General features: G+C 42.5%; 23 protein-coding genes and 1 other RNA gene. 9 read left to right on the plus strand and 15 right to left on the minus strand.

What is annotated here, in order from left to right:
- Positions 1-81: 81 nt before the first annotated feature.
- From L4C54_RS18915 to rpoE, 4 genes are read right to left on the minus strand one after another with little or no spacing between them, the layout of a single operon-like run.
- Positions 82-576, minus strand: coding sequence for a SoxR reducing system RseC family protein (locus L4C54_RS18915; protein ID WP_428809363.1), 495 nt, complete (start codon positions 574-576; stop codon positions 82-84).
- A complete protein-coding gene (gene rseB, locus L4C54_RS18920; RefSeq protein ID WP_428803177.1) occupies positions 573-1,553 on the minus strand; it encodes a sigma-E factor regulatory protein RseB in 981 nt (326 codons plus the stop codon). The genes L4C54_RS18915 and rseB overlap by 4 nt, the downstream gene beginning before the upstream one ends.
- A complete protein-coding gene (locus tag L4C54_RS18925; protein WP_428803176.1) occupies positions 1,550-2,191 on the minus strand; it encodes an RseA family anti-sigma factor in 642 nt (213 codons plus the stop codon). The genes rseB and L4C54_RS18925 overlap by 4 nt, the downstream gene beginning before the upstream one ends.
- Positions 2,192-2,216: 25 nt before the next feature.
- Entirely contained in the window at positions 2,217-2,795 is a 579-nt protein-coding gene (rpoE, locus tag L4C54_RS18930; protein WP_428803175.1) for an RNA polymerase sigma factor RpoE, read from the minus strand.
- A 341-nt stretch (positions 2,796-3,136) separates the two neighbouring features.
- Here rpoE and nadB point away from each other — a divergent pair, with 341 nt between their 5' ends.
- On the plus strand, positions 3,137-4,750 hold the full coding sequence (nadB, locus tag L4C54_RS18935) for an L-aspartate oxidase (RefSeq protein WP_428809364.1): 1,614 nt from the start codon (positions 3,137-3,139) through the stop codon (positions 4,748-4,750).
- A 94-nt stretch (positions 4,751-4,844) separates the two neighbouring features.
- Here nadB and L4C54_RS18940 read toward each other — a convergent pair whose 3' ends face one another.
- Entirely contained in the window at positions 4,845-5,249 is a 405-nt protein-coding gene (locus tag L4C54_RS18940; RefSeq protein ID WP_428809365.1) for a protein YgfX, read from the minus strand.
- Entirely contained in the window at positions 5,218-5,478 is a 261-nt protein-coding gene (locus tag L4C54_RS18945; RefSeq protein WP_428803173.1) for an FAD assembly factor SdhE, read from the minus strand. The genes L4C54_RS18940 and L4C54_RS18945 overlap by 32 nt, the downstream gene beginning before the upstream one ends.
- A 179-nt stretch (positions 5,479-5,657) precedes the next feature.
- Here L4C54_RS18945 and ygfZ point away from each other — a divergent pair, with 179 nt between their 5' ends.
- From ygfZ to L4C54_RS18960, 3 genes are all read left to right on the plus strand, one after another.
- The gene (ygfZ, locus tag L4C54_RS18950) at positions 5,658-6,629 is read left to right on the plus strand and encodes a tRNA-modifying protein YgfZ (protein WP_428809366.1); all 972 of its coding nucleotides are present in this window, start codon (positions 5,658-5,660) and stop codon (positions 6,627-6,629) included.
- Positions 6,622-7,101: an aminoacyl-tRNA deacylase gene (locus tag L4C54_RS18955; RefSeq protein ID WP_428809386.1), complete on the plus strand. Its 480-nt coding sequence runs from the start codon at positions 6,622-6,624 to the stop codon at positions 7,099-7,101. The genes ygfZ and L4C54_RS18955 overlap by 8 nt, the downstream gene beginning before the upstream one ends.
- A 598-nt stretch (positions 7,102-7,699) precedes the next feature.
- Complete coding sequence (locus L4C54_RS18960; RefSeq protein ID WP_428809367.1) at positions 7,700-7,906, plus strand: DUF1107 domain-containing protein; 207 nt, start codon at positions 7,700-7,702, stop codon at positions 7,904-7,906.
- Positions 7,907-7,986: 80 nt separating this feature from the next.
- Here the strand turns inward: L4C54_RS18960 and L4C54_RS18965 are convergent, their stop codons facing one another.
- The 3 genes from L4C54_RS18965 to L4C54_RS18975 are packed head-to-tail and all read right to left on the minus strand — an operon-like array spanning position 7,987 to position 11,073.
- Complete coding sequence (locus tag L4C54_RS18965) at positions 7,987-9,213, minus strand: FAD-dependent 2-octaprenylphenol hydroxylase (protein WP_428809368.1); 1,227 nt, start codon at positions 9,211-9,213, stop codon at positions 7,987-7,989.
- 36 nt (positions 9,214-9,249) lie between these two features.
- On the minus strand, positions 9,250-10,482 hold the full coding sequence (ubiH, locus tag L4C54_RS18970) for a 2-octaprenyl-6-methoxyphenyl hydroxylase (RefSeq protein WP_428809369.1): 1,233 nt from the start codon (positions 10,480-10,482) through the stop codon (positions 9,250-9,252).
- Between the two features lie 12 nt (positions 10,483-10,494).
- The gene (locus L4C54_RS18975) at positions 10,495-11,073 is read right to left on the minus strand and encodes a YecA/YgfB family protein (RefSeq protein ID WP_428803168.1); all 579 of its coding nucleotides are present in this window, start codon (positions 11,071-11,073) and stop codon (positions 10,495-10,497) included.
- A 276-nt stretch (positions 11,074-11,349) separates the two neighbouring features.
- Between L4C54_RS18975 and L4C54_RS18980 the strand changes: the two genes are divergently transcribed.
- From L4C54_RS18980 to serA, 5 genes are all read left to right on the plus strand, one after another.
- On the plus strand, positions 11,350-11,658 hold the full coding sequence (locus tag L4C54_RS18980; RefSeq protein WP_428809370.1) for a cell division protein ZapA: 309 nt from the start codon (positions 11,350-11,352) through the stop codon (positions 11,656-11,658).
- A gap of 77 nt (positions 11,659-11,735) precedes the next feature.
- A non-coding RNA gene (gene ssrS / locus L4C54_RS18985) (6S RNA) lies at positions 11,736-11,920 on the plus strand.
- Positions 11,921-11,951: 31 nt separating this feature from the next.
- A complete protein-coding gene (locus tag L4C54_RS18990; RefSeq protein WP_428809371.1) occupies positions 11,952-12,542 on the plus strand; it encodes a 5-formyltetrahydrofolate cyclo-ligase in 591 nt (196 codons plus the stop codon).
- Positions 12,543-12,625: 83 nt separating this feature from the next.
- Entirely contained in the window at positions 12,626-13,282 is a 657-nt protein-coding gene (rpiA, locus tag L4C54_RS18995) for a ribose-5-phosphate isomerase RpiA (RefSeq protein ID WP_428803165.1), read from the plus strand.
- A gap of 258 nt (positions 13,283-13,540) precedes the next feature.
- Positions 13,541-14,770 (plus strand): phosphoglycerate dehydrogenase, encoded by a 1,230-nt coding sequence (gene serA / locus L4C54_RS19000; RefSeq protein WP_428809372.1) that lies wholly within the window; start codon positions 13,541-13,543, stop codon positions 14,768-14,770.
- Positions 14,771-14,849: 79 nt separating this feature from the next.
- On the opposite strand, the gene ilvN is transcribed toward serA, so the two are convergent.
- The 6 genes from ilvN to L4C54_RS19030 form a co-directional block, all read right to left on the minus strand.
- The gene (ilvN, locus tag L4C54_RS19005; protein WP_248009824.1) at positions 14,850-15,344 is read right to left on the minus strand and encodes an acetolactate synthase small subunit; all 495 of its coding nucleotides are present in this window, start codon (positions 15,342-15,344) and stop codon (positions 14,850-14,852) included.
- A gap of 1 nt (position 15,345) precedes the next feature.
- The gene (locus L4C54_RS19010; RefSeq protein ID WP_428809373.1) at positions 15,346-17,067 is read right to left on the minus strand and encodes an acetolactate synthase 3 large subunit; all 1,722 of its coding nucleotides are present in this window, start codon (positions 17,065-17,067) and stop codon (positions 15,346-15,348) included.
- Positions 17,068-17,491: 424 nt separating this feature from the next.
- Positions 17,492-19,300 carry an AMP-dependent synthetase/ligase gene (locus L4C54_RS19015; RefSeq protein ID WP_428803161.1) on the minus strand — a complete coding sequence of 603 codons (1,809 nt, stop codon included), beginning with the start codon at positions 19,298-19,300 and terminating at the stop codon, positions 17,492-17,494.
- A gap of 202 nt (positions 19,301-19,502) precedes the next feature.
- Entirely contained in the window at positions 19,503-20,462 is a 960-nt protein-coding gene (leuO, locus tag L4C54_RS19020; protein ID WP_428803160.1) for a transcriptional regulator LeuO, read from the minus strand.
- A gap of 355 nt (positions 20,463-20,817) precedes the next feature.
- Positions 20,818-21,864: an MJ1255/VC2487 family glycosyltransferase gene (locus tag L4C54_RS19025; protein ID WP_428809374.1), complete on the minus strand. Its 1,047-nt coding sequence runs from the start codon at positions 21,862-21,864 to the stop codon at positions 20,818-20,820.
- Between the two features lie 3 nt (positions 21,865-21,867).
- Positions 21,868-22,395: a phosphatase PAP2 family protein gene (locus tag L4C54_RS19030; protein ID WP_428803310.1), complete on the minus strand. Its 528-nt coding sequence runs from the start codon at positions 22,393-22,395 to the stop codon at positions 21,868-21,870.
- Positions 22,396-22,452 lie beyond the last annotated feature (57 nt).

Consider the following 22,452-nt stretch of genomic DNA (forward strand, 5'->3'; position numbering starts at 1 on the left):
ACTCGTTGCAAAAAGGGAATAAAATGAAAGCGGCCTAAGGCTGCGTTTCAATCAAGTTGGCAGATTCTACCCAATTTCTACTCAATTCGCACCCTTATTTGAGCTTTGGATAATAGGCTCACCCAGTACTCGCAACAAAATCACTTGCTGCGCAGAGGCTTGTTCCAATTTAGATGCGATACGTTTTGCGATTTTAAATCCGACAAAAGCACTTAAGAAGGCGCTAACAATAACGCTTAGCTCACCAAGTTCAAAATAAGGCACAAGTAACCATTGGGCTAAAATGGCACCAAGCATCAAAAAGGCAAGTGGGAGTATGTAAACTGTTACCGCAGATTGCAGCAGTGTTTTTTCAGGAAAGCCAATCTCAACCACTTGACCTTCACTGATCGGTTTTGGGCTAACAACACTCCAAAAAAGGGATTTGGCTCCTACCGCTTTACTGACAATACCAGTACCGCAGCTTTTTTGAGAAGCGCAACTTGAGCAGCTTGTCTTCTGCTCACAGCTGAGATCGAGAACATATTCGCTGTTGCGACGATGAACTGCCGCAACCGTTGCTAATGCTGTCATCATTGAGTAGTAGCCTTACTCTCATCAAGGCTAACCTTATCAAACGATATTGATTGAGCGATACGCTTAGCAGTAGCCGGTGGAATATCACCTACGATTGATATTTCAGAGCTGCCTTTAACAAAGCTATGCAATGTTCTGCGCCCTTGGCGTACCAATTGACCTTTCAGTGAATTGTCATCGCTCTCTGAGACATACACAGAGAAGCTAAACAAACCATCCGAATACATTTGGCTCTCAACCATGCGATCAGTCACTGCCATTCGATAGCGATTCAGTTCTTTAGGTTCAAAGCCCACAGGAATCCAACCGACATTCCAAATGGCCTCTTTGACATTACCTTTAGGAAGAGACAACACTTCAGGTAATTGAACTTCATTAAGGCCACTCAGTACCCCTTCAATTTGATCATTGATGGAGTAAGAAATAGTTCGATACTGCTCTAATACTTCACCATCTCGATCAACTAAGTCTGCTCGAAGCGGTAAATTACTTTTTTCATCCACCCACAATACATACGAATATCGCAGGCCATCTTTAGGGACAACTCGAATAACCTGACAAGCCGTTCCGGCTTCTCTCGCTCGGCCAACGGTAATGAAGTCGTAGTTTTCACTTAAATGATCAACATTGGTATTCAAGAGAGGTATTGTCGGAGCGACCATTTTTCCAGATTCAATGGTAAAAGGTTCAACCCCCGGCTCGATGTAGCTCACTTCATCCCCGCGACGAATAACTTCACGAACAGGGCCACTTAAATAGATAAGATGTGCAAGTTGCTGAGATTCACTTCGAGCGTGACGGTATAGCAAAGGTTCAATGCTATTTTTCTTAATTAGGATATAAGAGAGTTCATAACTGAGCTGCTGACTTGCTTCATTCATTTGATGTAATAAAGCCTCTGCAGGCGATGGCTCTGCAAAGGCACTATGTACATTCAAACTGAGCAGTGTCAGAGCACTGATCAGGATTTTTTTCATTCAATTACCGATTCAATAGTGTCGCTACCTGACTGTTCGCTGTTCAACCTTAGCTGAAGTTCGTAGTCAAGAAGCATTGCGTTTACACGGCGACGCTGTTCTTGAACATTCACATTTTGATTTGGTTTTTCTACCGACTCGCGGCTTAAGCTAACAGGCTCAACGCTGCCTGATAACGGAATAGTTTGTAACACTGGAAGTTGATCAATCGACGATGATTCCGCACCACCATATTGCTGTACACCCAATATCACAGCTAGTGAGACACACGCGGCAACCGCGACTTGTCCAAATTGAGACAACCACTCTGGCAACTGGCGCTTCGCCTGAGCAGGGGTTGGCTGCGATTCGATTCTGCGTGTCGCTAACTCTGAAACATTCTCTTCAAGAACCTTCTCTTTAAGAGCACTGTTACTGTTAATTAAGCTATGCGCTGGCTCGTCTTCTAGAGCTAATGCAACACTCTCAGCGATATTCCACTCTGCTACCTTCGGCGTGTCACCACGCATCACATCACCAATTAAATGATAATTTTTCCAGGTATCTAGAGACTCTTGGTCAAGTTCGATCTCTGAAATCAGAGCCTTATCGACAACTTCTCCATCCATGAGTGCTGAAAGTTTTTCTTGGTCAGCCATTATTTTCACCATTTAATTACTAGTACTAGCGCTGCAAAAGAGGGTTTATTTTCTTTTCCACCGCTTCACGAGCACGGAAAATACGCGAGCGTATCGTTCCTACGGGGCAATCCATTACAACTGCGATCTCTTCATAGCTTAAGCCATCAAGCTCTCGCAAAGTCATCGCGGTTTTTAAATCTTCTGGTAGTGCTTCAATCGCGCTAAAAACTACTTGTTTCAATTCGTTGGACAACGTTAAGTTCTCAGGGTTCGATATTTCTTTTAATGCACTACCTGTTTCGTAATATTCAGCGTCTTCTGCATCAACATCGGTGGCTGGCGGTCTTCGGCTCTGCGCAACAATGTGATTTTTAGCAGTATTAACAGCAATACGATATAACCAAGTATAGAACGCACTCTCTCCACGAAAGGTCGGTAACGCTCGATACGCTTTGATGAACGCCTCTTGGGCAACATCAGCTACATCTCCGGAATTGCTCACATACCGAGAAATAAGATTGCAAACTTTGTTTTGGTACCGCAATACCAACAGATTGAATGCTTGCTTATCTCCACTCTGAACTCGCTCAATCAAGACTTGATCGGTTAGCTGCTCGTTCATTCGAGCGTGTACTCCTATTGTTATTTACTCTTATCCTCACAGATATGAGTATTAATGATGCACATTGCAGTATTGACACCACTGTCTACATGAGCACTATTGTGACTAAGTAATAAAAGGAAAGTTCAAAACTTTCAAAAAATAATGACCAATAATATTTTACAGTGTGATGTGCTCATCACTTATTCAGCTTTGAATTCTGAAGCTGATGTACATCAATTGCAATCGCATTTACAAGGAATTGCATTGGATGTAGTGATAAGATATCTCAAATATGGCGCTTTTTAGCGCATTTACGTTAGAGTTGGATGACTCTTACAGTCCGGGATTTTAATAGCTTTATGAACGCAAACCGTGAACATCAATGTGATGTATTAGTGGTAGGAAGTGGCGCAGCGGGTTTATCTTTGGCCTTGCGTGTTGCTGAGCATGGAAAAGTAATTGTACTGAGTAAGGGGCCTCTTAGTGAAGGCGCGACCTATTATGCTCAGGGAGGGATTGCTGCAGTATTCGATGAATCTGACAGTATTGAATCTCACGTACAAGATACGCAAATTGCTGGTGCAGGGATCTGTGAAGAAGAGACCGTTCGATTCATCGCTGAAAACGCTAGAGAATGTGTTCAGTGGCTGATTGATGGTGGCGTACCCTTTGATCGAGAAGAAGATGATAGCGACGAAAAACCTCGTTATCACCTGACCCGTGAAGGTGGTCATAGCCATCGCCGCATACTACACGCTGCAGACGCAACGGGTATGGCAATGCAGGCATCTTTGCAGACCAATGTTCAAAACCACCCTAATATTGAAATTTTTGAACGCCATAATACGCTCGATCTTATTACCGAAGATAAAATCGGTGGTGATGCTAATAAGATTGTTGGTGCGTACATTTGGAACCGAAATAAAGAACACGTTGAAACAGTTCGCAGTAAATTTGTTGTTCTCGCGACCGGCGGCGCCTCTAAGGTATATCAATATACATCTAACCCAGATGTATCTTCTGGTGATGGCATTGCGATGGCATGGCGTGCAGGCTGTCGAGTAGCGAACTTAGAGTTCAATCAATTCCATCCAACCTGCTTATTTCACCCTGAAGCAAGAAACTTTCTACTTACGGAAGCACTTCGTGGTGAAGGCGCGTATCTTCTACGCCCAGATGGCACTCGCTTCATGAAAGATTTTGATGAGCGCGGTGAACTAGCACCCCGTGATGTCGTCGCACGTGCTATCGACTTTGAAATGAAGCGATTAGGCGCAGATTGTATGTATCTCGATATCAGTCACAAGCCCGCAGAGTTCATTGAAAAACACTTCCCGACTATTCATTCGCGCCTACAAGATCTTGGTATTGATATGACTAAGGAAGCGATTCCAATTGTCCCAGCAGCGCATTATACCTGTGGGGGAGTCATTGTAGACCAGTTCGGTAAAACCGATTTATCTCAGTTATACGCCATCGGTGAGGTTAGCTACACAGGCCTGCATGGTGCGAATCGAATGGCTTCTAACTCTCTATTGGAATGCGTCGTTTACGCTTGGTCTGCAGCTAAAGAGATCGTTAATCTAGTCAAGGATGCTGAGTTACCACCAACTCTACCCGCTTGGGATGAAAGCCAAGTGAGTAATTCCGATGAAGAAGTCGTCATACAACATAACTGGCACGAATTACGCCTATTTATGTGGGATTACATGGGCATTGTGCGTACGGATAAACGCTTAGAGCGAGCCCTGCGCCGAATTCAACTGCTTCAACAAGAGACGTTTGACTACTACAGCCACTTCCGAGTATCTAACAATCTGTTAGAGCTAAGAAACCTACTACAAGTCGCTGAGTTGATGGTTCGCTGCGCGATGCAACGTAAAGAGAGTCGTGGGCTTCACTACACCTTAGATTATCCAGAATTGGCTGAAGACAGCGGTCCAACCATCTTAGACCCAAAGAAAATGCTTTAACCTCAGCATTTTGAGTAACGAAAAATAGTTAAGGAGTGATGCAATGCACGCTCCTTTTTTATTAACGCCTTTTATATTATCAGCAGCGATGATCTTAACTGCCGTTTAATGCTCTCATTTTCACTAATAGTTTTCGATACTCATCATCGGGAACGCTATCTCTCCATAAGAAAAACCGCTGCTTATCCGACAAACAAATTATCACACCGATAAACGTTATATTTAGAACCACATGACTGAGTGGATACTTTTCATTTTGATACTCCAATATGCCTTCATCTGTTATACCAAATGCGCCAGTCAAAGAAGCGGGTAAAAATCCAGATTGGAAAAATAAGATAAATAATGAGATGAGTAATATTGGGGTAACAACAAGCGGGAGTGAAGAGACAACTAAAAACCACACCATCAATAACAACAGAGTGATATTAATGATGCGGGAATAAATAGAGGGTTTAGCCGATGTGCTAACGAACCTTTGAGAGGTTATGTGCGACAATTTTATCGACCATTGATGCGTGACCTAAATTTTCACTGCGACCATGTCCCATTACCCAAGTAAACAGATCAGGGTCGTCGCTCTCAAGCAGTGAAACAAAGTCTTGCTGTTCATTACTGCTTAATGATTCAAAACACTCTTCAAAAAAAGGCATAATTACTACATCTAGCTCTAGCATTCCACGGCGGCATGCCCACTTAACACGTGCTTTTTGTTCTTTGGTGTACATGAATGGTTTCCTACTTTGTATTCACTGACCGTGAGTGTATCAACCCATAGAAACGACAACTACTATCCCAGTCACAGTCCGCTACCTTGAATGAAAAAAATCCACACCTTGAATTCAATAAGGATTAACGATTACCATAGCGGTATAACACCTCTAATCATTGTATTTAGGACTATCGTATGGACTGGCAGCAACAATTTAGCGCACTTTCAACCTCTCCAGAGGCTTCGCTTCCATCACTGATGTTAACTCACCTTAACTCTTGGGGTGCTATCACCATGACCGGTGATGACAAAAAGTCCTATTTACAGGGGCAAGTGACCTGTGATGTCGTCACCTTAGGCAACGACCAATCAACCTTTGGTGCGCACTGCGATGCTAAAGGCAAAGTTTGGACTGTGTTTCGTTTGTTTCACCACAACGATGGCTATGCCATGTTTCAGCCAAGCAGCGCCATTGAAACTGAATTAACCGAACTAAAGAAATACGCGATTTTTGCCAAGGTCGATATTCAACAAGGCCAAGATATTGCGTTAGGTGCAATCGGTGATCAAGCTCAAACATGGGTAGACTCATTAAGCAGTGACAGCGGAGACGTTAGAAAGATCCAAGGCGGCACGGCTATTAAAATCGATGCTAAACGTTGGTTATTACTCGTAACACCCACTGCGGCAAGTGACTTAGTAGGAAGTAGCGAAGCGGTCAAAGTAACTGAAGAACTATGGACTCGCTTTGATATTGAATCAGCAATCCCATTTGTCGATAAAGCCCTACAACAAGCACATATTCCGCAAGCGCTGAACTTACAGGCTCATGATGGCATAAGCTTCACGAAAGGCTGCTACACAGGACAAGAGACCGTAGCACGAGCGAAATATCGTGGAATGAACAAGCGTGCAATGTATATCGTATCAGGGACAGCGTCTGAAGATCTATCTGAACTTGAATCCATCACGCTAGAGAGAGCGGTAGGAGAAAACTGGCGTTCAGCTGGTGAACTTCTTGCTCATTATCAGTTTGAAAACGGTCAAGCTATTGGGCTTATTATCTTATCGAAAGATCTAGAAAGTGATACTCAATTTCGACTTTCTAGCCAACCCGATCAGGCTTGGACACTTCAAGCTCTTCCATATTCATTAGATGATGAGTAAAACACTCATAACGCCTGTTACACAGTATCTTGATGCGCAGCAAGTTAATTATTATTTGCTGCCTCAAGAGCGCGCAACGATTACCATTGAAGAGACCGCGTTGCAGCGGGGTGTGCGACCAGCACAGATGGTTAAAAGCATTCTCTTACGAGATATGGGAAATCAATATGCGCTCGCCTGTGTTCCCGGAGATCAGAGTGTTGATCCTAAAAAAGTTCGAGCCATCCTAAAGTGCCGAAGAATGACATGTGTTGGACTTAACGAAATAGTATCCATTACAGGGTATCAACCCGGTACTGTGACTCCGCTACTACTCGTTACCTCAATGCCTATTGTATTTGACTCACAACTACTCAATGAGGCAACAGTCACCATCAGTAGTGGCCACTCAATGCTTGGTATCGCTTTACAAAGCGATGAGCTTGTCTCTCTTTGTCACCCCACTATTGCCTCTATTTGTCGCATTAATTAATTAACAAAGAGACACTATTACATATTGTTGTGATCATCCTCGAAGTTAACATCACACCACTAGGAATTATTATTCATTACGAAGACATAAATAGTCACAAATAGTTTTTTACAGTAAAGTAGTTCTGTTGGTTAATGTTAAAGCAGGCCTTATGTTTGCTGAGATCCTTCTCCAACAAAAAAAGTGAATCCACTGATTGTTCTAGGACATCCACTTTTTTGTGTAATGCATCTGTGACTATTCGCCCGTACTTCATGTTACGGGCATTTTTTTGTCTGTCTATCAGCTACCGTTATGTTTTATTACACTTATGCTTACAAAAAATTAACACAATTCAAAATAATCACGCTATTCTTAAAAATGTCACAATTTTCCAACACTATACGTGGAAGAATTGAGCAGCAAAAAATCAGGCTTACATTAACTTTGAGGAGTTCATCACGCTAAGTCAGATATTTATCTTAATATCTGCTCAGAGCAGCACAAATATCCAAATACGTTAGTTAAATCTGCATAATCCCCTCGTCTTATCACAACAATATTAGTGGGGGATTTATATAATTCGCGGTGCTAGGAAGAACCATAAGGATATAATTATATGAGACTGTTTAAGCGCTATACGCCAAGTATGATTGCTAAACACATTAGTCGGCTTTTTAAAGGGAAAATCTACATCTACGGTGTAGGAAAATTTGAATTTGACAACGGTAAACTGATATTGCCTGATCGCGCAGATAATCGACACTTCCAAGCGGTAAAAGAAGTGAATAACGAAGTAAAAAAATTGCGTTGCGCATACGCTTAAAGATAATGGAAAGTAAGGCTTAAAAGAATTGTAAGGGTTGGTATATTGCCAACCCTTTTTCATGCGAGGAATAAATTTATCTAAGCGACAACACTGTTCGTCGTTTTTGCCAGCTCAGGTAAGTTGCCTTTAAGCCCAAGTGCTCTCTTCATAATTTCATCCTTAGCCCCTGGGATCTGACCCGTTAGCTTCATCCCAATGCCACGAATCAGTTTCTTCGCTGGATTATCACCTTCAAAGAGATCTTTAAATCCTTGCATCGACGCTATCATTTTAGCCGCTTCTGCTTTACGCCATCGCTCGTAACTGCGTAAGTTACGTTTACTGCCTATATCCTCACCTTGTCGCCATAGCTGATTAACTTCTTGCGCCAAACTCGCAGCATCAAGCAATCCAAGGTTGACTCCCTGCCCGGCTAAAGGATGAATAGTATGAGCAGCATCACCGACAAGCGCGACTCTATCTAGAGCAAAATCACGTGCGTAACGCATCTTCAAAGGGAAAGCAGATCGCTCACCAACGACTTTACATAATCCCAATCGATTATCGAATTCAGCCGTTAAAGAGTTATTAAATTCACCATCAGGCATATTAACTAATTGCTCGGCACGGTTTGGATCTGTCGACCAAACAATCGAGCTCATATTAGGATCGGACATCGGAAGAAACGCCAATGGGCCTAATGGTGTGAACACCTGACGAGCAATCATTTGATGTGGTTCTGTTGTCTTGATGTTCGCAACAACGGCACTGTGTCCATAATCCCAATGCGTCAATGGGATATCGAGTTGATTTCTTACCCAAGAGTTTGCACCATCAGCACCAACAACAAGCTTTGCAGTTAAAGACTGACCATTATCCAGTGATAACCACGCTTCGCTCTCTCCCACTGCGATACTCAAACACGTATTGGGCATGAACAACGAGACATTGGATTGCTGCTTCACTTTCTCTAGTAGGGATAGCTGAATAACACGATTTTCAACAATATGACCTAAGTTAGGTTGAGCATGTTGCTGTGCTTCAAATTCGATACGAGCAAAACTGTCTTGCTCCCAGACTTCCATTCCAACATAAGGTGACAAGCGGCGCTGCTCAATGCCTTGCCAAGCACCTACATTCTTTAAAATAGTTTCACTTGAACGGCTCAGCGCAGACACTCTGACATCCGGCAGTTCATGTAAGGCAGGATCAGGAGAGTACCCTTCAATAATGGCTATTCGCAAATCTGTATCTTTAAAGGCGGCAGCAAGAGTTAAACCAACCATTCCACCACCAACAATAGCGATATCGACGCTTTGCATCATGTCTTAATACCTTTTAATAGTTATCGTTGTTTAAAGCTATCGTTGAACGATACCCAAAGTTCTTCGTAATAATGGCATTTTCAAAATAGGAAGGTTATCCATTGCCACTAACGCTAAATTACGACCAATTCTCATCGTGAGTAAGTCATTTGAAAATGCGTGCACCAATTGTGATGTGATTGAAATAGTACTGTCGCGGTCCTCTTGACGACGCTTAGAAAACGCCATCAATATTTCGTAACGTCCCACATCTTCACTACCTGAGCACACAATTTCTTCCGCTAAACTGGCGACATCTCGAATACCGAGATTAAAGCCCTGCCCTGCTATCGGATGTAAAGTTTGGGCTGCATTACCCACTATTGCAAAGCGATGAGAAATATTTTTTTGTCGGCTACGCAAAAGAAGGGGGTAACTGGCTCGACTACCCACTTTTAAAAACTGCCCTAAGCGCCAGCCAAAGTCTTGCTGTAACTGGTGTAAAAACGCATCGTCACCTAACGATAGTACTTGCTCGGCACGCTCAGGTGGTAAACACCACACCAAAGAAAGTCGCTTGTCACTCATTGGTAAAAGAGCAAGAGGGCCGTTCTCAGTAAAGCGCTCAAAAGCTCGACCATGATGCTCTTCACTGGTGACAATATTAGCTATGACTGCAGACTGATTAAAATCATGCTCATCTAAATCCAAACCAATTTTCTGACAACAGGTAGACATCGCACCATCGGCCGCAACCAAAAGCTTACCTTGAATAGACAAACCACTAGAGAGGATGACCGATACTTTATCAATATCTCTATCGACCTGTGATACCGAGTTCGGGCACAACAATTCAATATTAGCTTCAGCTAACATCTTAGATTGATAAATTTGGCCAATGTCCGCCAGTTCGACCACATAACCTAAAGCATCAACATTAAGCTCATGATTATAAATATCCGTCATCCCTAGATGAGAACGATCAGAGACATGAATATGATTAATAGGCGTCGCAACAGAGCTTACCGCATCCCAAAGCTTAAACCGCTTTAATATTTCAACCGTACCAGCAGAGAGTGCAATAGAACGGGAGTCAAAACCGGGGTGAGATTGATGATCGGCTTGGTACGATTCAACAACGGCGATGGATAGTGTTTTTCCACTATGCTGTGTTAACGCTAACGCTAATGTAGCCCCAGCCATCGCACCGCCCGCTATAATCACATCGTAGCTTTTTGTTGGCCCAGCTTTTTGCTTACCTGCTTGATCTCTGTCCACTTTATTGGTCACTCACTGCTAAGTTTAATGAAGTGTTGGCTTTTCAGCAGCATTGTCAGCTTTAGCACCAAATTCTGCATGAATGGTTAATACACACGCTTTCACATGCTCAATCACCTGCTCTAACAATAGAGCCTGCTCTTCAATGTCATCTTCTTCATCGATGCCCAATTTGGCCATCTCTTCTAAATCAGCCAATGCTTCTTTGGCATCTGATGAGGACTTTTTAAGCTTTGCTCCTGCCAGACCAAGCCCTGAAATAAAATGATTGATCCAATCAGCTACACCATCGGCTAAGTCAAATACCGTCGCACTGGCTTCTTCATCAGGCAAAAGCATTGAGAGTTCTAGGTCGGTACCTGTTAGCTCTTTTGACGTTACATCAAAAACCTGTTGGGCGATAAGTAGAGCACGATCAGGCCAACCCATCCCTTCATTGGTGTAATCAAAAATTAGCGGCTGCCAGCTTTTATCATTTAACGCTAACCCGCCACTTAGCATCCCTGTAAGCAAGCCGTGTAATTCAGAAGGATTGACAGCTAGAGCAGCAGACTGCAACTCTGTCGCACTAGATAGATATTTAGGTAGTGTTAATTCACTCATGATAAAAACCAATTTCTTTAGATTATTCGATATCCTAACATCTCACTCTACAGAGCGAAAATGGCGATGATACGAATATGGTTGGCTTTTAGACAATTTGTCCAATATCTGTGTTCTTAGCACTCGTTTTTCTTAACGGTTACGGGAAAAGCTTGAATATTATGGATGCTTTTTCTATAGTTTCCGACTCGGTGGTGACATTCATTACTACCATCGTAAATTGCGAGATCCCTTAACTGCGTGATCCTTATATTGCGAAAGTAGAGTTGAACCATAATGAGTAATCAAGCGGTAGACGTTAAAATTTTAGGCAAGCTAACTCGGGTCAATTGTCCCGATGGACAAGAAGAGTCATTGCAACATGCAGCCAGAGATCTTGATAACCGCTTGACTGAGTTAGCAGAACGTACGAAAGTGACCAATGAAGTTCAGCTGCTAACGTTTGCTGCTCTCAATATTTGCTATGAATTACATAGTAAAAATTTAGATGATCAGTCTCAGCAAACTAAACTTACAGAGAGAATAGAACTTCTTTCGGCATCACTTGATGATGCATTAAGCCAAGTAACTGAAAAATCGAAGTAACTAATTAACCACAATAACTCGAGAAGCACAGTAACTTTGCCATACAGATAAACGCGTTAGTTTAAGCTGTTACCCTATTTACCCTGGAGTGTGCGTCAGCAGGATTTAAGTCCCTGAGCCGATAAGCAATACCCTAGGGTTAGTATTCGCTGACTATTGAGCAAGCTCGGCTCGTATCGAGAAGCCTACGGTCAACCTTGCTGACCCGCCTTGAACCAGATGGTTCAAGGGCCACAATCCTCAACGGCACTCTGGGGTATCCTCTTCGATACCCGCTAAAATTAGGCGGAAATATGACCTTATCTCGACAAGCGATACGTTCACAGATCCGAGAAAAACGTAATCAGTTACTCTCTGATACTCAACATCAAGCTGGGCTTGACCTCATCAAGCAGTTCTCCACGATTTCTGAACTCTCAAGCAGTACCCATATTGCTTTATATCTCTCTACCGACGGTGAAGTGAATACAACACCATTAATAGAGTGGCTGTGGTCACAAGGGAAATCTGTCTACTTGCCGGTGTTACACCCTTTCTCAAAGGGCCATTTACTCTTTTTGCACTACACGCCAGCAACTCCCATGACGCTAAATAAGTATCAGATTGTAGAGCCTCAACTCAACCAAACCTTAATCAAGCCTGTTGCAGAATTGGATCTTATCTGTACCCCTTTAGTCGCATTTGATTCTAGCGGACAGCGGCTCGGTATGGGCGGCGGCTATTATGATCGTACTTTAGCCACCTGGTTTAAAGACAAACAGGGAGCGAAACCGGTTGGCCTTGCTCATGACTGTCAGCACATAGAAAACTTACCAAGTGAAACGTGGGATGTACCACTACCGAAAATAGTGACCCCAAGCAAAGTATGGCAATGGGAATCTTAGTCCAATACCGTTATAATCGCGCCGAAAAATCCAGTTAACTAATCGCTATACCTATTCGTATCAGCAACTCGTAGGAGATGAGCATGACTCAAGATGAAATGAAAAAAGCAGCCGGTTGGGCAGCGCTAAAATATGTAGAAAAAGGCAGTATTGTTGGCGTAGGTACAGGCTCTACGGTTAATCACTTCATCGATGCTCTTGGTTCGATTAAAGGTGATATTAAAGGTACGGTGTCAAGCTCTGTCGCATCAACGGAAAAGCTTCTTGAACTGGGCATTGAAGTTTTTGATTGTAACGATGTAGAAAAACTGGATGTCTACGTTGATGGCGCAGATGAAATCAATGCAAGCCGAGATATGATCAAGGGCGGCGGCGCAGCACTAACTCGTGAAAAAATCGTTGCAGCAATCTCTGAGAAATTCATTTGTATCGTTGATGGCACTAAAGCCGTTGACGTGTTGGGTAAATTCCCTCTTCCTGTTGAAGTGATCCCAATGGCTCGCGATCACGTGGCACGCGAGTTAACTAAGTTAGGCGGCAACCCTATCTACCGTGAAGGCGTTCTAACTGATAACGGGTGTGACATTCTAGATGTGCACGGCCTAAGCATTACTGACGCAAAAGCGTTAGAAGAGACCATTAATGCGATCGTCGGTGTTGTGACAAATGGCCTATTTGCTGCTCGTGGTGCAGATGTGGTTATTACCGGCACACCCGAAGGTGCAAAAATCGAAGATTAATCGAAAAAAGAAAGGTACTTTCTGTTATTTGATTACAAACGGCACCCTTGGGTGCTGTTTTTTATGGTTTTCGACAATATTATTATGGCTTATTCCGTAATTTTCTTACCCAAACGCAAAAATTTTTGTTACTTTATTGAACAGAAGACGCACAAGGAAACGTTTGTCTTCCAACAGAATCGATGATTTCCCCCTTTTCATTGCTTTTGACCAATGTGCGCCGCGTTTGCCCACCTTTCCATTTTAAGGACGAGAATAATGGCCAAAGTTTCACTGGAAAAAAACAAGATCAAAATTTTACTGTTAGAAGGGCTTCACCCTTCTTCTGTTGAAGTTCTTCAAGCCGCTGGCTACAGCAACATCGAATATCATAAGGGCTCTTTATCTGAAGAAGCGCTATTGGAAGCGGTAAAAGACGCACACTTCATTGGCATTCGTTCTCGTACTAACCTGTCTCAAGAAGTTATTGATGCCGCAGAAAAACTCGTTGCGATTGGCTGTTTCTGTATTGGTACTAACCAAGTAGACCTACAAGCTGCGACAAAACGTGGTATTCCTGTATTCAACGCACCGTTTTCAAATACTCGAAGTGTTGCTGAACTTGTTCTTGGACAAATCCTATTATTACTTCGTGGTATCCCAGAGAAAAATGCACTTGCACACCGTGGGATTTGGAAAAAAAGCGCGGACAGCTCATACGAAGCACGCGGTAAACGTTTGGGTATCATCGGCTACGGCCACATCGGTACTCAGCTAGGTATCATTGCTGAAAACTTAGGTATGCGTGTCTATTTCTACGATATCGAAAACAAACTATCTCTTGGTAACGCGACTCAAATTAGTACCATGAGTGAGCTACTCAACAAATGTGATGTTATCTCGCTGCATGTTCCTGAAACAGGCGGCACAAAAAATATGATGGGCGCTGAAGAGTTTGCTCGTATGAAGCCAGGTTCAATCTTCATTAATGCTGCACGCGGTACTGTAGTGGATATCCCAGCATTGTGTGGCGCTCTAGAATCAGGTCACCTATCTGGCGGCGCGGTGGACGTATTCCCAACGGAACCAAAAACCAACGCAGACCCGTTTGAATCACCTTTGATGCAGTTCGATAATGTCATCTTAACACCACACGTGGGCGGTTCGACTCAAGAAGCACAAGAGAACATTGGTGTAGAAGTAGCAGGCAAGCTGGCGAAATACTCAGACAATGGTTCAACGCTATCAAGTGTTAACTTTCCGGAAGTATCACTACCAGAGCACGGTGATTGTTCTCGTCTGTTACACATCCACGAAAACCGTCCGGGTATCCTAACGCAAATTAACACCATCTTTGCGGCGGAAGGTATCAACATCGCAGGCCAGTATCTACAAACGTCTGCCGATATTGGTTATGTGGTCATTGATGTAGAGACAGCACGCTCTGAAGAAGCACTCGCTAAGCTAAAAGAGATCGAAGGGACACTACGCGCTCGTATTCTTCACTAAGAAGTATCGCTGATTACAAATACAAAAAAGGCCACTCTACGTGGCCTTTCTATTATTGATTTGAATCTAAATGGTTTCACTAAGCTTTAAGTGAACGTTCTCCACGAGCAATACCCACAACACCACTTCGAGCAACTTCAATAACATCCGTCACTTCAGACAATGCTTTGATAAACGCATCGAGTTTTTCACTCGTTCCCGTTAGCTGAACCGTGTATTGAGAAGCTGTCACATCGACAATTTGCCCACGGAAGATGTCTGCGGTGCGTTTGACTTCAGCACGAGCAAAGCCACTGGCTTTCACCTTCACCATCAGGATCTCACGCTCGATATGTTCAAGCTCAGTCACTTCTTGGACCTTAAGTACATCAATCAACTTATGTAGCTGCTTTTGAATCTGCTCTAGCTGCATCTCATCAGATTCAGTCGTTAAGTTTAAGCGAGAGAGTGTCTCATCATTTGTTGGAGCTACCGTAAGTGATTCAATGTTGTAACCACGTTGAGAAAATAGACCAACAACACGAGACAAAGCACCAGGTTGGTTTTCCATTAATACCGAAATAATGTGTCTCATATTATGAACTCTCCGTTTTACTTAACCACATACGATCCATACCCTCGCCACGAACTTGCATTGGGTATACGTGCTCTGTTTCATCTACCGTAATATCGACAAACACTAAACGATCTTTCATATCGAGTGCTTTCTTCATACCAGACTCTAATTCGTCAGGAGAAGTAATGCGGATACCTACATGACCATAAGCTTCAGCGATAGCTGCAAAATCTGGTACGGAGTCCATGTAAGAATTTGAGTGACGCCCCTCGTAAACAATGTCTTGCCACTGTTTTACCATGCCTAAGAATCGGTTATTCAGGTTGATTATTTTTACTGGAATATCATATTGAAGCGCAGTAGATAGCTCTTGGATATTCATCTGAATACTGCCATCACCTGTAACAACAACGACTTCTTCATCTGGTTTTGCGTATTTCACACCCATACCAGCTGGCAAACCAAAGCCCATCGTGCCTAATCCACCAGAGTTTATCCAACGGCGTGGCTTATCAAACGGGTAGTAAAGTGCTGCGAACATTTGATGCTGACCAACATCAGACGCCACATAAGCATCGCCATTGGTCAGTTTGTGTAGCATTTCAATTACTTGTTGAGGCTTGATACGGTCAGGGAGCTTTTCATAACCAAGGCAATTGCGATCACGCCAGACTTGGATTTCACTCCACCAGCGGTCAATCGCTTCAGAGTCGTTCGTACCACCCTGCTCTTCTAACAACTGCACCATCGTCTCAAGCACTTTTTCCGCAGAGCCTACAATCGGCAAATCAACTTTAACGTTCTTAGATATTGAAGATGGATCAATATCGATATGCATAATCTTGGCGTCTGGACAGTATTTTTCTAGGTTATTGGTTGTACGATCATCAAATCGAACACCAATACCAAAAATAAGATCAGCGTTGTGCATCGCCATATTGGCTTCATACAGGCCATGCATGCCTAACATACCTAGTGAGTTTTTATGCGTACCTGGGAACGCACCTAAGCCCATTAGAGTACTAACAACCGGAAGATTCAAAGATTCTGCCAGTTTCAATAATTGTTGATCCGCTTCAGAAATGACAACACCACCACCAACATAGAGAACTGGTTTTTTAGCCGCTAACAACGCCTTCAACGCTTTCTTAATCTGACCTTTGTGGCCAGTAAGCGTTGGATTATATGAACGCATGTTGATTGTTTTAGGGTATTCAAACGGAAGTTTATTAAGCGGGCTCATCACATCTTTTGGAAGATCAATCACAACCGGACCAGGACGTCCCGTTGTAGAGATATAAAATGCTTGCTTCATTACCTCAGGGATTTCTTCGGTATTTTTAACTAAGAAGCTGTGTTTTACGATTGGGCGAGAAACACCAACAATGTCACACTCTTGGAATGCATCATTACCGATTAAATTACGTGGAACGTTACCTGAGATAACGATCATTGGGATTGAATCCATATACGCTGTTGCAATACCAGTAACGGTATTTGTAGCGCCGGGACCAGAACAAACTAAAACAACACCCGGTTTTCCGGTTGAGCGCGTATAGCCATCAGCCATATGCGTTGCTGCTTGTTCGTGACGTACTAGAACGTGCTTAATTTCTTCCGATTTAGCATGCAGTGCATCGTAAATGTCTAAAACAGAACCTCCAGGGTAACCAAAGATCTGCTCCACACCTTCTTCTATCAGAGACTGAACCACCATCTCCGCGCCAGATAACTTCTCCATATTTTTTCTCCTTACCAGTTGCTACTTTGATTTGGTTAATCAATTAGTCTGGTTTTCATAGTCTAGGGCTTATTTGTAGCCTATTTCCAAGTTGTGATACTTTTTGGCTATGTCTTGTCTTGTTATCACCAAGTACAAAAAACTAAACAACTGTAACGTTTTATTAGCAAAGGATCTAATGCGATAGAGATCGATAAAAACCAAATAAACCAAATTACCTCTAATTATTAGATATAAAACCTATTAATAACAAACACCACAAACTAAAAGAACAGTTGGAGCAGATAAAAAAGATAATAATTCTTTATCAATTATCTAACAAAGAATGACAACCTAACGTTCAGGTAATAAAAAACCCCCATCAACAATTCTCATTGTCGTATGGAGGTTTTTTGAACACTCAGAAATTTATCTGGTTAAGAAGTTACTTATCTTTCTTCTTTTCTGTATACATTTCTTCAATTTCATCTTGATACTTATCGCTAATCACCTTTCTACGCAGTTTTTGCGTTGGTGTTAACTCACCATCGTTCATTGAAAAAGCTTTTGGTAACAGTTTAAACTTCTTAACTTGCTCAAATTTAGCCAGCTCATCTTGCAGCCCACTAACTCGGCTTTCAAACATCTCAACAACTTTATGGTGCTTAACTAGCTCCATACGATCGTGGTATTTGATATTGAGTTCTTTGGCATACTCTTCAAGCGTATCAAAACAAGGCACGATTAAAGCGGATACAAACTTACGTGTATCAGCAATAACAGCGATCTGCTCTATGTAGTGATCTTTACCTATAGTGCCTTCAATCATCTGTGGCGCAATATATTTACCATTCGATGTTTTCATCAGCTCTTTAATGCGGTCAGTAATGAAGACGTTACCGTTCTCATCAATTTTACCAGCATCGCCAGTCTTCAAGAACCCATGCTCATCAAAGGTTTTCTCAGTCTCTTCTGGCATTTTGTAATAGCCACGCATCACCATAGGGCCGCGCACTAGAATCTCATTGTTTTCGCCAATTTTAACTTGAGCACCCGGCATCGACATACCAATCGAATCAGGGTTAAAACACTTATCATCCCAACAAGAAACCGTCGCTGTTGTTTCCGTCATGCCGTAACCAAGCTTCACGTTGATACCGATAGCGTGGAAGAATCGACCAATGGTTTCATCTAGTTTAGCGCCACCACATGGCATAAAGCTAATGCGGCCTCCAAGCAGTGAACGCAACTTAGACAACACAAGCTTGTCTGCTAGCTGATGCGACTTCTTCAACATCAACGATGGCTCACGCCCTTCTTGATGACAAAGAGAGACCTTAGCGCCCATGTTCACAGCCCAAGTGAATAACACTTTGCGAATGAATGGAGCTTTAGACACTTTTTCATGGATTGCTGAGAAAATCTTCTCGTAGAAACGAGGAACCGCACACATAACTGTTGGGCGAACTTCTTCAAGTGCACTTTTAACTTGCATAGTATCTTGCAAGTAGCAGTTGGTTGCGCCTTTATAAAGAACGTAGAAAGTCCAAGCACGTTCAAATACATGTGATAACGGCAAGAACGCCAGTGACACATCGTCAGTCGTTAAACTCAGGCGCTCATCATGACCTTCAAGTTGCGCAGCAATGTTCGCATAATCAAGCATCACGCCTTTCGGTTGTCCTGTAGTACCTGAGGTATAAATCAGCGTTAACAAATCATCTAGACAAAGCTCTTTGACACGGAGATCTAACTGAGCACGTTCAGCATCACTGCCTTTGGCTAGAAAATCTTGCCAGCTAATAGCATGCTCAGCATCACCAATATTGATGTCATCAGACATCGCGACAACAAGCTCTAACTGTTCACAGTCATCAAAAAGGCCCATTGCGGCGTCGAATTGGTCTTGCTCACCAACGAATAGAATACGTACGTCGGCATCTTGAATAATGTAAGACGCTTGAGCGGCAGTATTAGTCGGGTAAATAGGTACCGATACTGCACGTGTTTGTAGCGCAGAAAAGTCAGCCATCGTCCATTGAGGCATGTTGTTGGCGTATATGCCAACCTTGTCTTGAATTCTCAGTCCTTGAGCCAATAGTGCAAGTGATAGTGCATCGACTTGCTGACCAAATTGCTTCCAGCTAATACCCTGCCATGCGGTACCCACTTTATGTTTAAGCGCGATGCGATCACCGCCCTTTGCAACTTGCTCTCGAATACATTTAATAATGTGAAAATCTAAATTGGCCATGTCTCTTACCTTTGGCTTACACATGTAAGCTATTTTGAGCGAACAAGTGTACATTCCAGTTTAAAAAAGGCAACTGACTAACTTCAAAGTTATCAATTATTGGGTATAAAAAAACCTTGAACCGATATCATCAGCACAAGGTTTTGTTATCACTTTGTATGAACTCGTTTCAATTTGTATCAAACGAATTCATCTCTTAAGTTTAGTTCAGTGCGACAACTTCGCCACAGATCATCATTAACTGATCGCGGAACCAGATGTGGCCTTTGTCTTTCTCGCTAGACTCATGCCAGCTTAAGAAGCCACTGATGTTCGCATTTTCAAATGGGAAATCTAGAATTTGTAATTGATCGCGGTTCGCTGCATTTTCTACCATCCAACGAGGTGCTATTGTCACTAGTTCAGATTGACCGACAACGTAAAGAACATTGCTCAAGCTCGTTCCTTCGTAGTATGGCTGACAATCTAATTCACGGTACGCTTGCTCAGAGAAACTGCGTTGACCATGGATTTTTGACAATTTAGCGTGTTTTTCTGCCATTAAGCAGTCAGCTGAAACTTCACCTTGAATACGAGAGTGAGATGTTGAAGCAACAACCACTAACTCATCTTGGAAGATCTCTGTGCTTGAGAAACCTTGCTCGTCAAAACGTGCGTAATCAATAACGAAGTCAATTTCTTGGTAACGCATACGCTCAGCCAGTTTGCGATCAAATTCCGCATCTAGGTGAAGCTGAACGTTTGGCGCTTGCTCATGGACTGTCGACATGATCTTTGGAGCAAAACGCATGTCACAAGGGCTGCAGATTGCCAGTTTAAATAGACGAGTCGATGTTTCTGGTGAGAAAACAGAGCTAGGCAGTTCATTACGGATTAACTGTAATGCTTGACGAATAGGACCAAACAGTTGACGAGCACGCTGAGTAGGTTGAATACCACGACCCTGACGCATGAATAGTTCGTCATTAAACATTACTTTAAGACGCGCTACGGCGTTACTTACTGCCGGTTGAGACATACCTAAGTTATGTGCTGCTCTTGTAATGTTCTGTTCTTGCATTACAGCATCAAACACTGTGAGTAGATTAAGATCTACACCACGTAAAGTACTTTCCATTCGGTAGCTTGCAATAGCACTCATCGCGTCTTTTTTCTCTAACATCGGGTACGCCTCTTTTGTTTCGTTATCGTCAACATTTATAATTAGTATTTAAGGAAATACATAAGCGACATTGCTAATATTTATTTCTTAGATACTTCCTAGCTGACAATTACTATCTGCGAATCAATCGATGATTAGCAACAAGATTGACAATTAATCAGTTAATTTTATCTTATATCAATAAAATCCCATGTAAAACATGCCTTTAGCTAATATATAAAAAACCATAAAACGTATAAATTTATGGTTTTTACAAATAACATTGATACAGTTTATTAATTAACCAACTTACACCCTGTTACATTTACCCCGTGTATATTTCGATCTATCAATCAAAAAGTCATCGGTATATTAGTTATATATTTGAAACATAACTTGGAAAATCCACCCTTTCCCACAATGAACGGCATAGCAGATCTTGCGTATCCCACTGACCATTGTGAACCCACTCCGCAATCGCTTGCGCAACATCTGGGTAGATCACTTTCTCACCAGGTTTTTCATCCAACCAAATCCGAACTTTACTAGCATCTAAAAAATCCATACTACTAGCCAAACCTAAACTATCCAGTGTCGCTACATTACTTTGTTGCTCGAACTGCCCCGATAATGGCTTTAATAGTAGCTTTTTACCCAAAGTTAGAGCTTCAGACGGAAGTTCAAAACCACCGTTTGCAATAACACCGTTACAACGATGTAGATGCGACTGAAAGCTTTCGTGTGACAAAGGACGTAGCTCGACATTTTCAATTGTTTCCACTTTGTTAACGCTTGGGTGAAAACACACAAACTGATAACTCGCAAAACGAAACAATAAATTACAAATTTCATTGCTATTTTCGAAGGGTAAGTAGACCAAAATGAAGTTTTCTTGCTCTATTTGCTGCTTTATCGAGTGAACTATCGGAGGAAGTATATCTTGGTCGAAGTGATACCAATGCAGTCCAATGGAATAGTCGGCAGGCGCAAGGTGGTGAATTAACCTTTTATCGACCCAATTCGCCCCTTTTAACGGTACGGAATGCTTAAAGGCATTCTGATGACTAATGCTGATGCAGGTTTTATTCTGTCGTTTCGCTGCCCACGCGGTAATGGGTTCAAAATCATTGAGTATCAGGTCATAAGCCGATAAATCTAGGCGCGTTATCTCATCATAAAGCGAGGCCAAGCTATTATTTTTGACTGTTTTTAAATAGCTCACCTGACCATTTTCAGTTTCAAAGGTTAGCCCTTTGCGAGTTTGATAGTCACCAAACTCCTGCATAGAAAAGTATTTATCTGCATCTCGACCCGAAAACAGATAATCCACCTCAATCCCTCTTGCCTTCAATGCCATGCTCATTGCTCTTGCACGTGCAATATGACCATTTCCCGTTCCCTGAACTCCGTAAAGAATCTTCATGATTTACATCCCTATAAATGTAAGAACAAGACGAGCACTGCCAATACCTAACAACGCACCTATCACAATGTCCGTTAAGAAATGGACACCAAGTAGAACTCTTGAAGCACCAATTAAACAGGCCCAGACAAAGGCCACTGGCAGTAAGGTGGGATAAAACGCACCGATCAAGGTAGCAAATAAAAAGCCTGCCGCTGTATGGCCAGAAGGTAGGCTGTAGCGATCAGAGGGGGTAATAAATGCCGCAATATAGGGAGTCAATTCTTCCGGCCTGCGACGTTTAACGCTATTTTTCATCAACCAGTAGATTGGCAATTCAATAGCATACGCCATTAACACACTCCAAAAGAACAACTCTCCCTGAGGGCCATCAAAGAAAAAGGCCGTCAGTCCCAACACTAAATATAAATGACCATCGCCACTGTGTGATATCGCTTTGCTTACTCTCGCCACTTGATGTGAGAAGCGGTGTTGTAAGCAGAATGAAGAAAATGCTAAATCAAGTCGTGTTACTGATTCTAAACTACGCATCATTGGCTCCTTTTGATGATCGCGCTTTGTTTGATGTACAAAAACCAAGCTAAGGGA

The sequence above is a fragment of the Vibrio lamellibrachiae genome (genome assembly GCF_050337265.1).
Lineage (GTDB): Bacteria > Pseudomonadota > Gammaproteobacteria > Enterobacterales > Vibrionaceae > Vibrio > Vibrio kyushuensis.

What these genes read in the sequence shown, in the direction of transcription:
- L4C54_RS18915 (WP_428809363.1), bottom strand. Translation starts at nt 576, where the DNA reads ATGATGACAGCATTAGCAACGGTTGCGGCAGTTCATCGTCGCAACAGC.
- rseB (WP_428803177.1), bottom strand. Translation starts at nt 1,553, where the DNA reads ATGAAAAAAATCCTGATCAGTGCTCTGACACTGCTCAGTTTGAATGTA.
- L4C54_RS18925 (WP_428803176.1), bottom strand. Translation starts at nt 2,191, where the DNA reads ATGGCTGACCAAGAAAAACTTTCAGCACTCATGGATGGAGAAGTTGTC.
- rpoE (WP_428803175.1), bottom strand. Translation starts at nt 2,795, where the DNA reads ATGAACGAGCAGCTAACCGATCAAGTCTTGATTGAGCGAGTTCAGAGT.
- nadB (WP_428809364.1), top strand. Translation starts at nt 3,137, where the DNA reads ATGAACGCAAACCGTGAACATCAATGTGATGTATTAGTGGTAGGAAGT.
- L4C54_RS18945 (WP_428803173.1), bottom strand. Translation starts at nt 5,478, where the DNA reads ATGTACACCAAAGAACAAAAAGCACGTGTTAAGTGGGCATGCCGCCGT.
- ygfZ (WP_428809366.1), top strand. Translation starts at nt 5,658, where the DNA reads ATGGACTGGCAGCAACAATTTAGCGCACTTTCAACCTCTCCAGAGGCT.
- L4C54_RS18955 (WP_428809386.1), top strand. Translation starts at nt 6,622, where the DNA reads ATGAGTAAAACACTCATAACGCCTGTTACACAGTATCTTGATGCGCAG.
- L4C54_RS18960 (WP_428809367.1), top strand. Translation starts at nt 7,700, where the DNA reads ATGAGACTGTTTAAGCGCTATACGCCAAGTATGATTGCTAAACACATT.
- L4C54_RS18965 (WP_428809368.1), bottom strand. Translation starts at nt 9,213, where the DNA reads ATGATGCAAAGCGTCGATATCGCTATTGTTGGTGGTGGAATGGTTGGT.
- L4C54_RS18975 (WP_428803168.1), bottom strand. Translation starts at nt 11,073, where the DNA reads ATGAGTGAATTAACACTACCTAAATATCTATCTAGTGCGACAGAGTTG.
- L4C54_RS18980 (WP_428809370.1), top strand. Translation starts at nt 11,350, where the DNA reads ATGAGTAATCAAGCGGTAGACGTTAAAATTTTAGGCAAGCTAACTCGG.
- L4C54_RS18990 (WP_428809371.1), top strand. Translation starts at nt 11,952, where the DNA reads ATGACCTTATCTCGACAAGCGATACGTTCACAGATCCGAGAAAAACGT.
- rpiA (WP_428803165.1), top strand. Translation starts at nt 12,626, where the DNA reads ATGACTCAAGATGAAATGAAAAAAGCAGCCGGTTGGGCAGCGCTAAAA.
- serA (WP_428809372.1), top strand. Translation starts at nt 13,541, where the DNA reads ATGGCCAAAGTTTCACTGGAAAAAAACAAGATCAAAATTTTACTGTTA.
- ilvN (WP_248009824.1), bottom strand. Translation starts at nt 15,344, where the DNA reads ATGAGACACATTATTTCGGTATTAATGGAAAACCAACCTGGTGCTTTG.
- L4C54_RS19010 (WP_428809373.1), bottom strand. Translation starts at nt 17,067, where the DNA reads ATGGAGAAGTTATCTGGCGCGGAGATGGTGGTTCAGTCTCTGATAGAA.
- L4C54_RS19015 (WP_428803161.1), bottom strand. Translation starts at nt 19,300, where the DNA reads ATGGCCAATTTAGATTTTCACATTATTAAATGTATTCGAGAGCAAGTT.
- leuO (WP_428803160.1), bottom strand. Translation starts at nt 20,462, where the DNA reads ATGTTAGAGAAAAAAGACGCGATGAGTGCTATTGCAAGCTACCGAATG.
- L4C54_RS19025 (WP_428809374.1), bottom strand. Translation starts at nt 21,864, where the DNA reads ATGAAGATTCTTTACGGAGTTCAGGGAACGGGAAATGGTCATATTGCA.
- L4C54_RS19030 (WP_428803310.1), bottom strand. Translation starts at nt 22,395, where the DNA reads ATGCGTAGTTTAGAATCAGTAACACGACTTGATTTAGCATTTTCTTCA.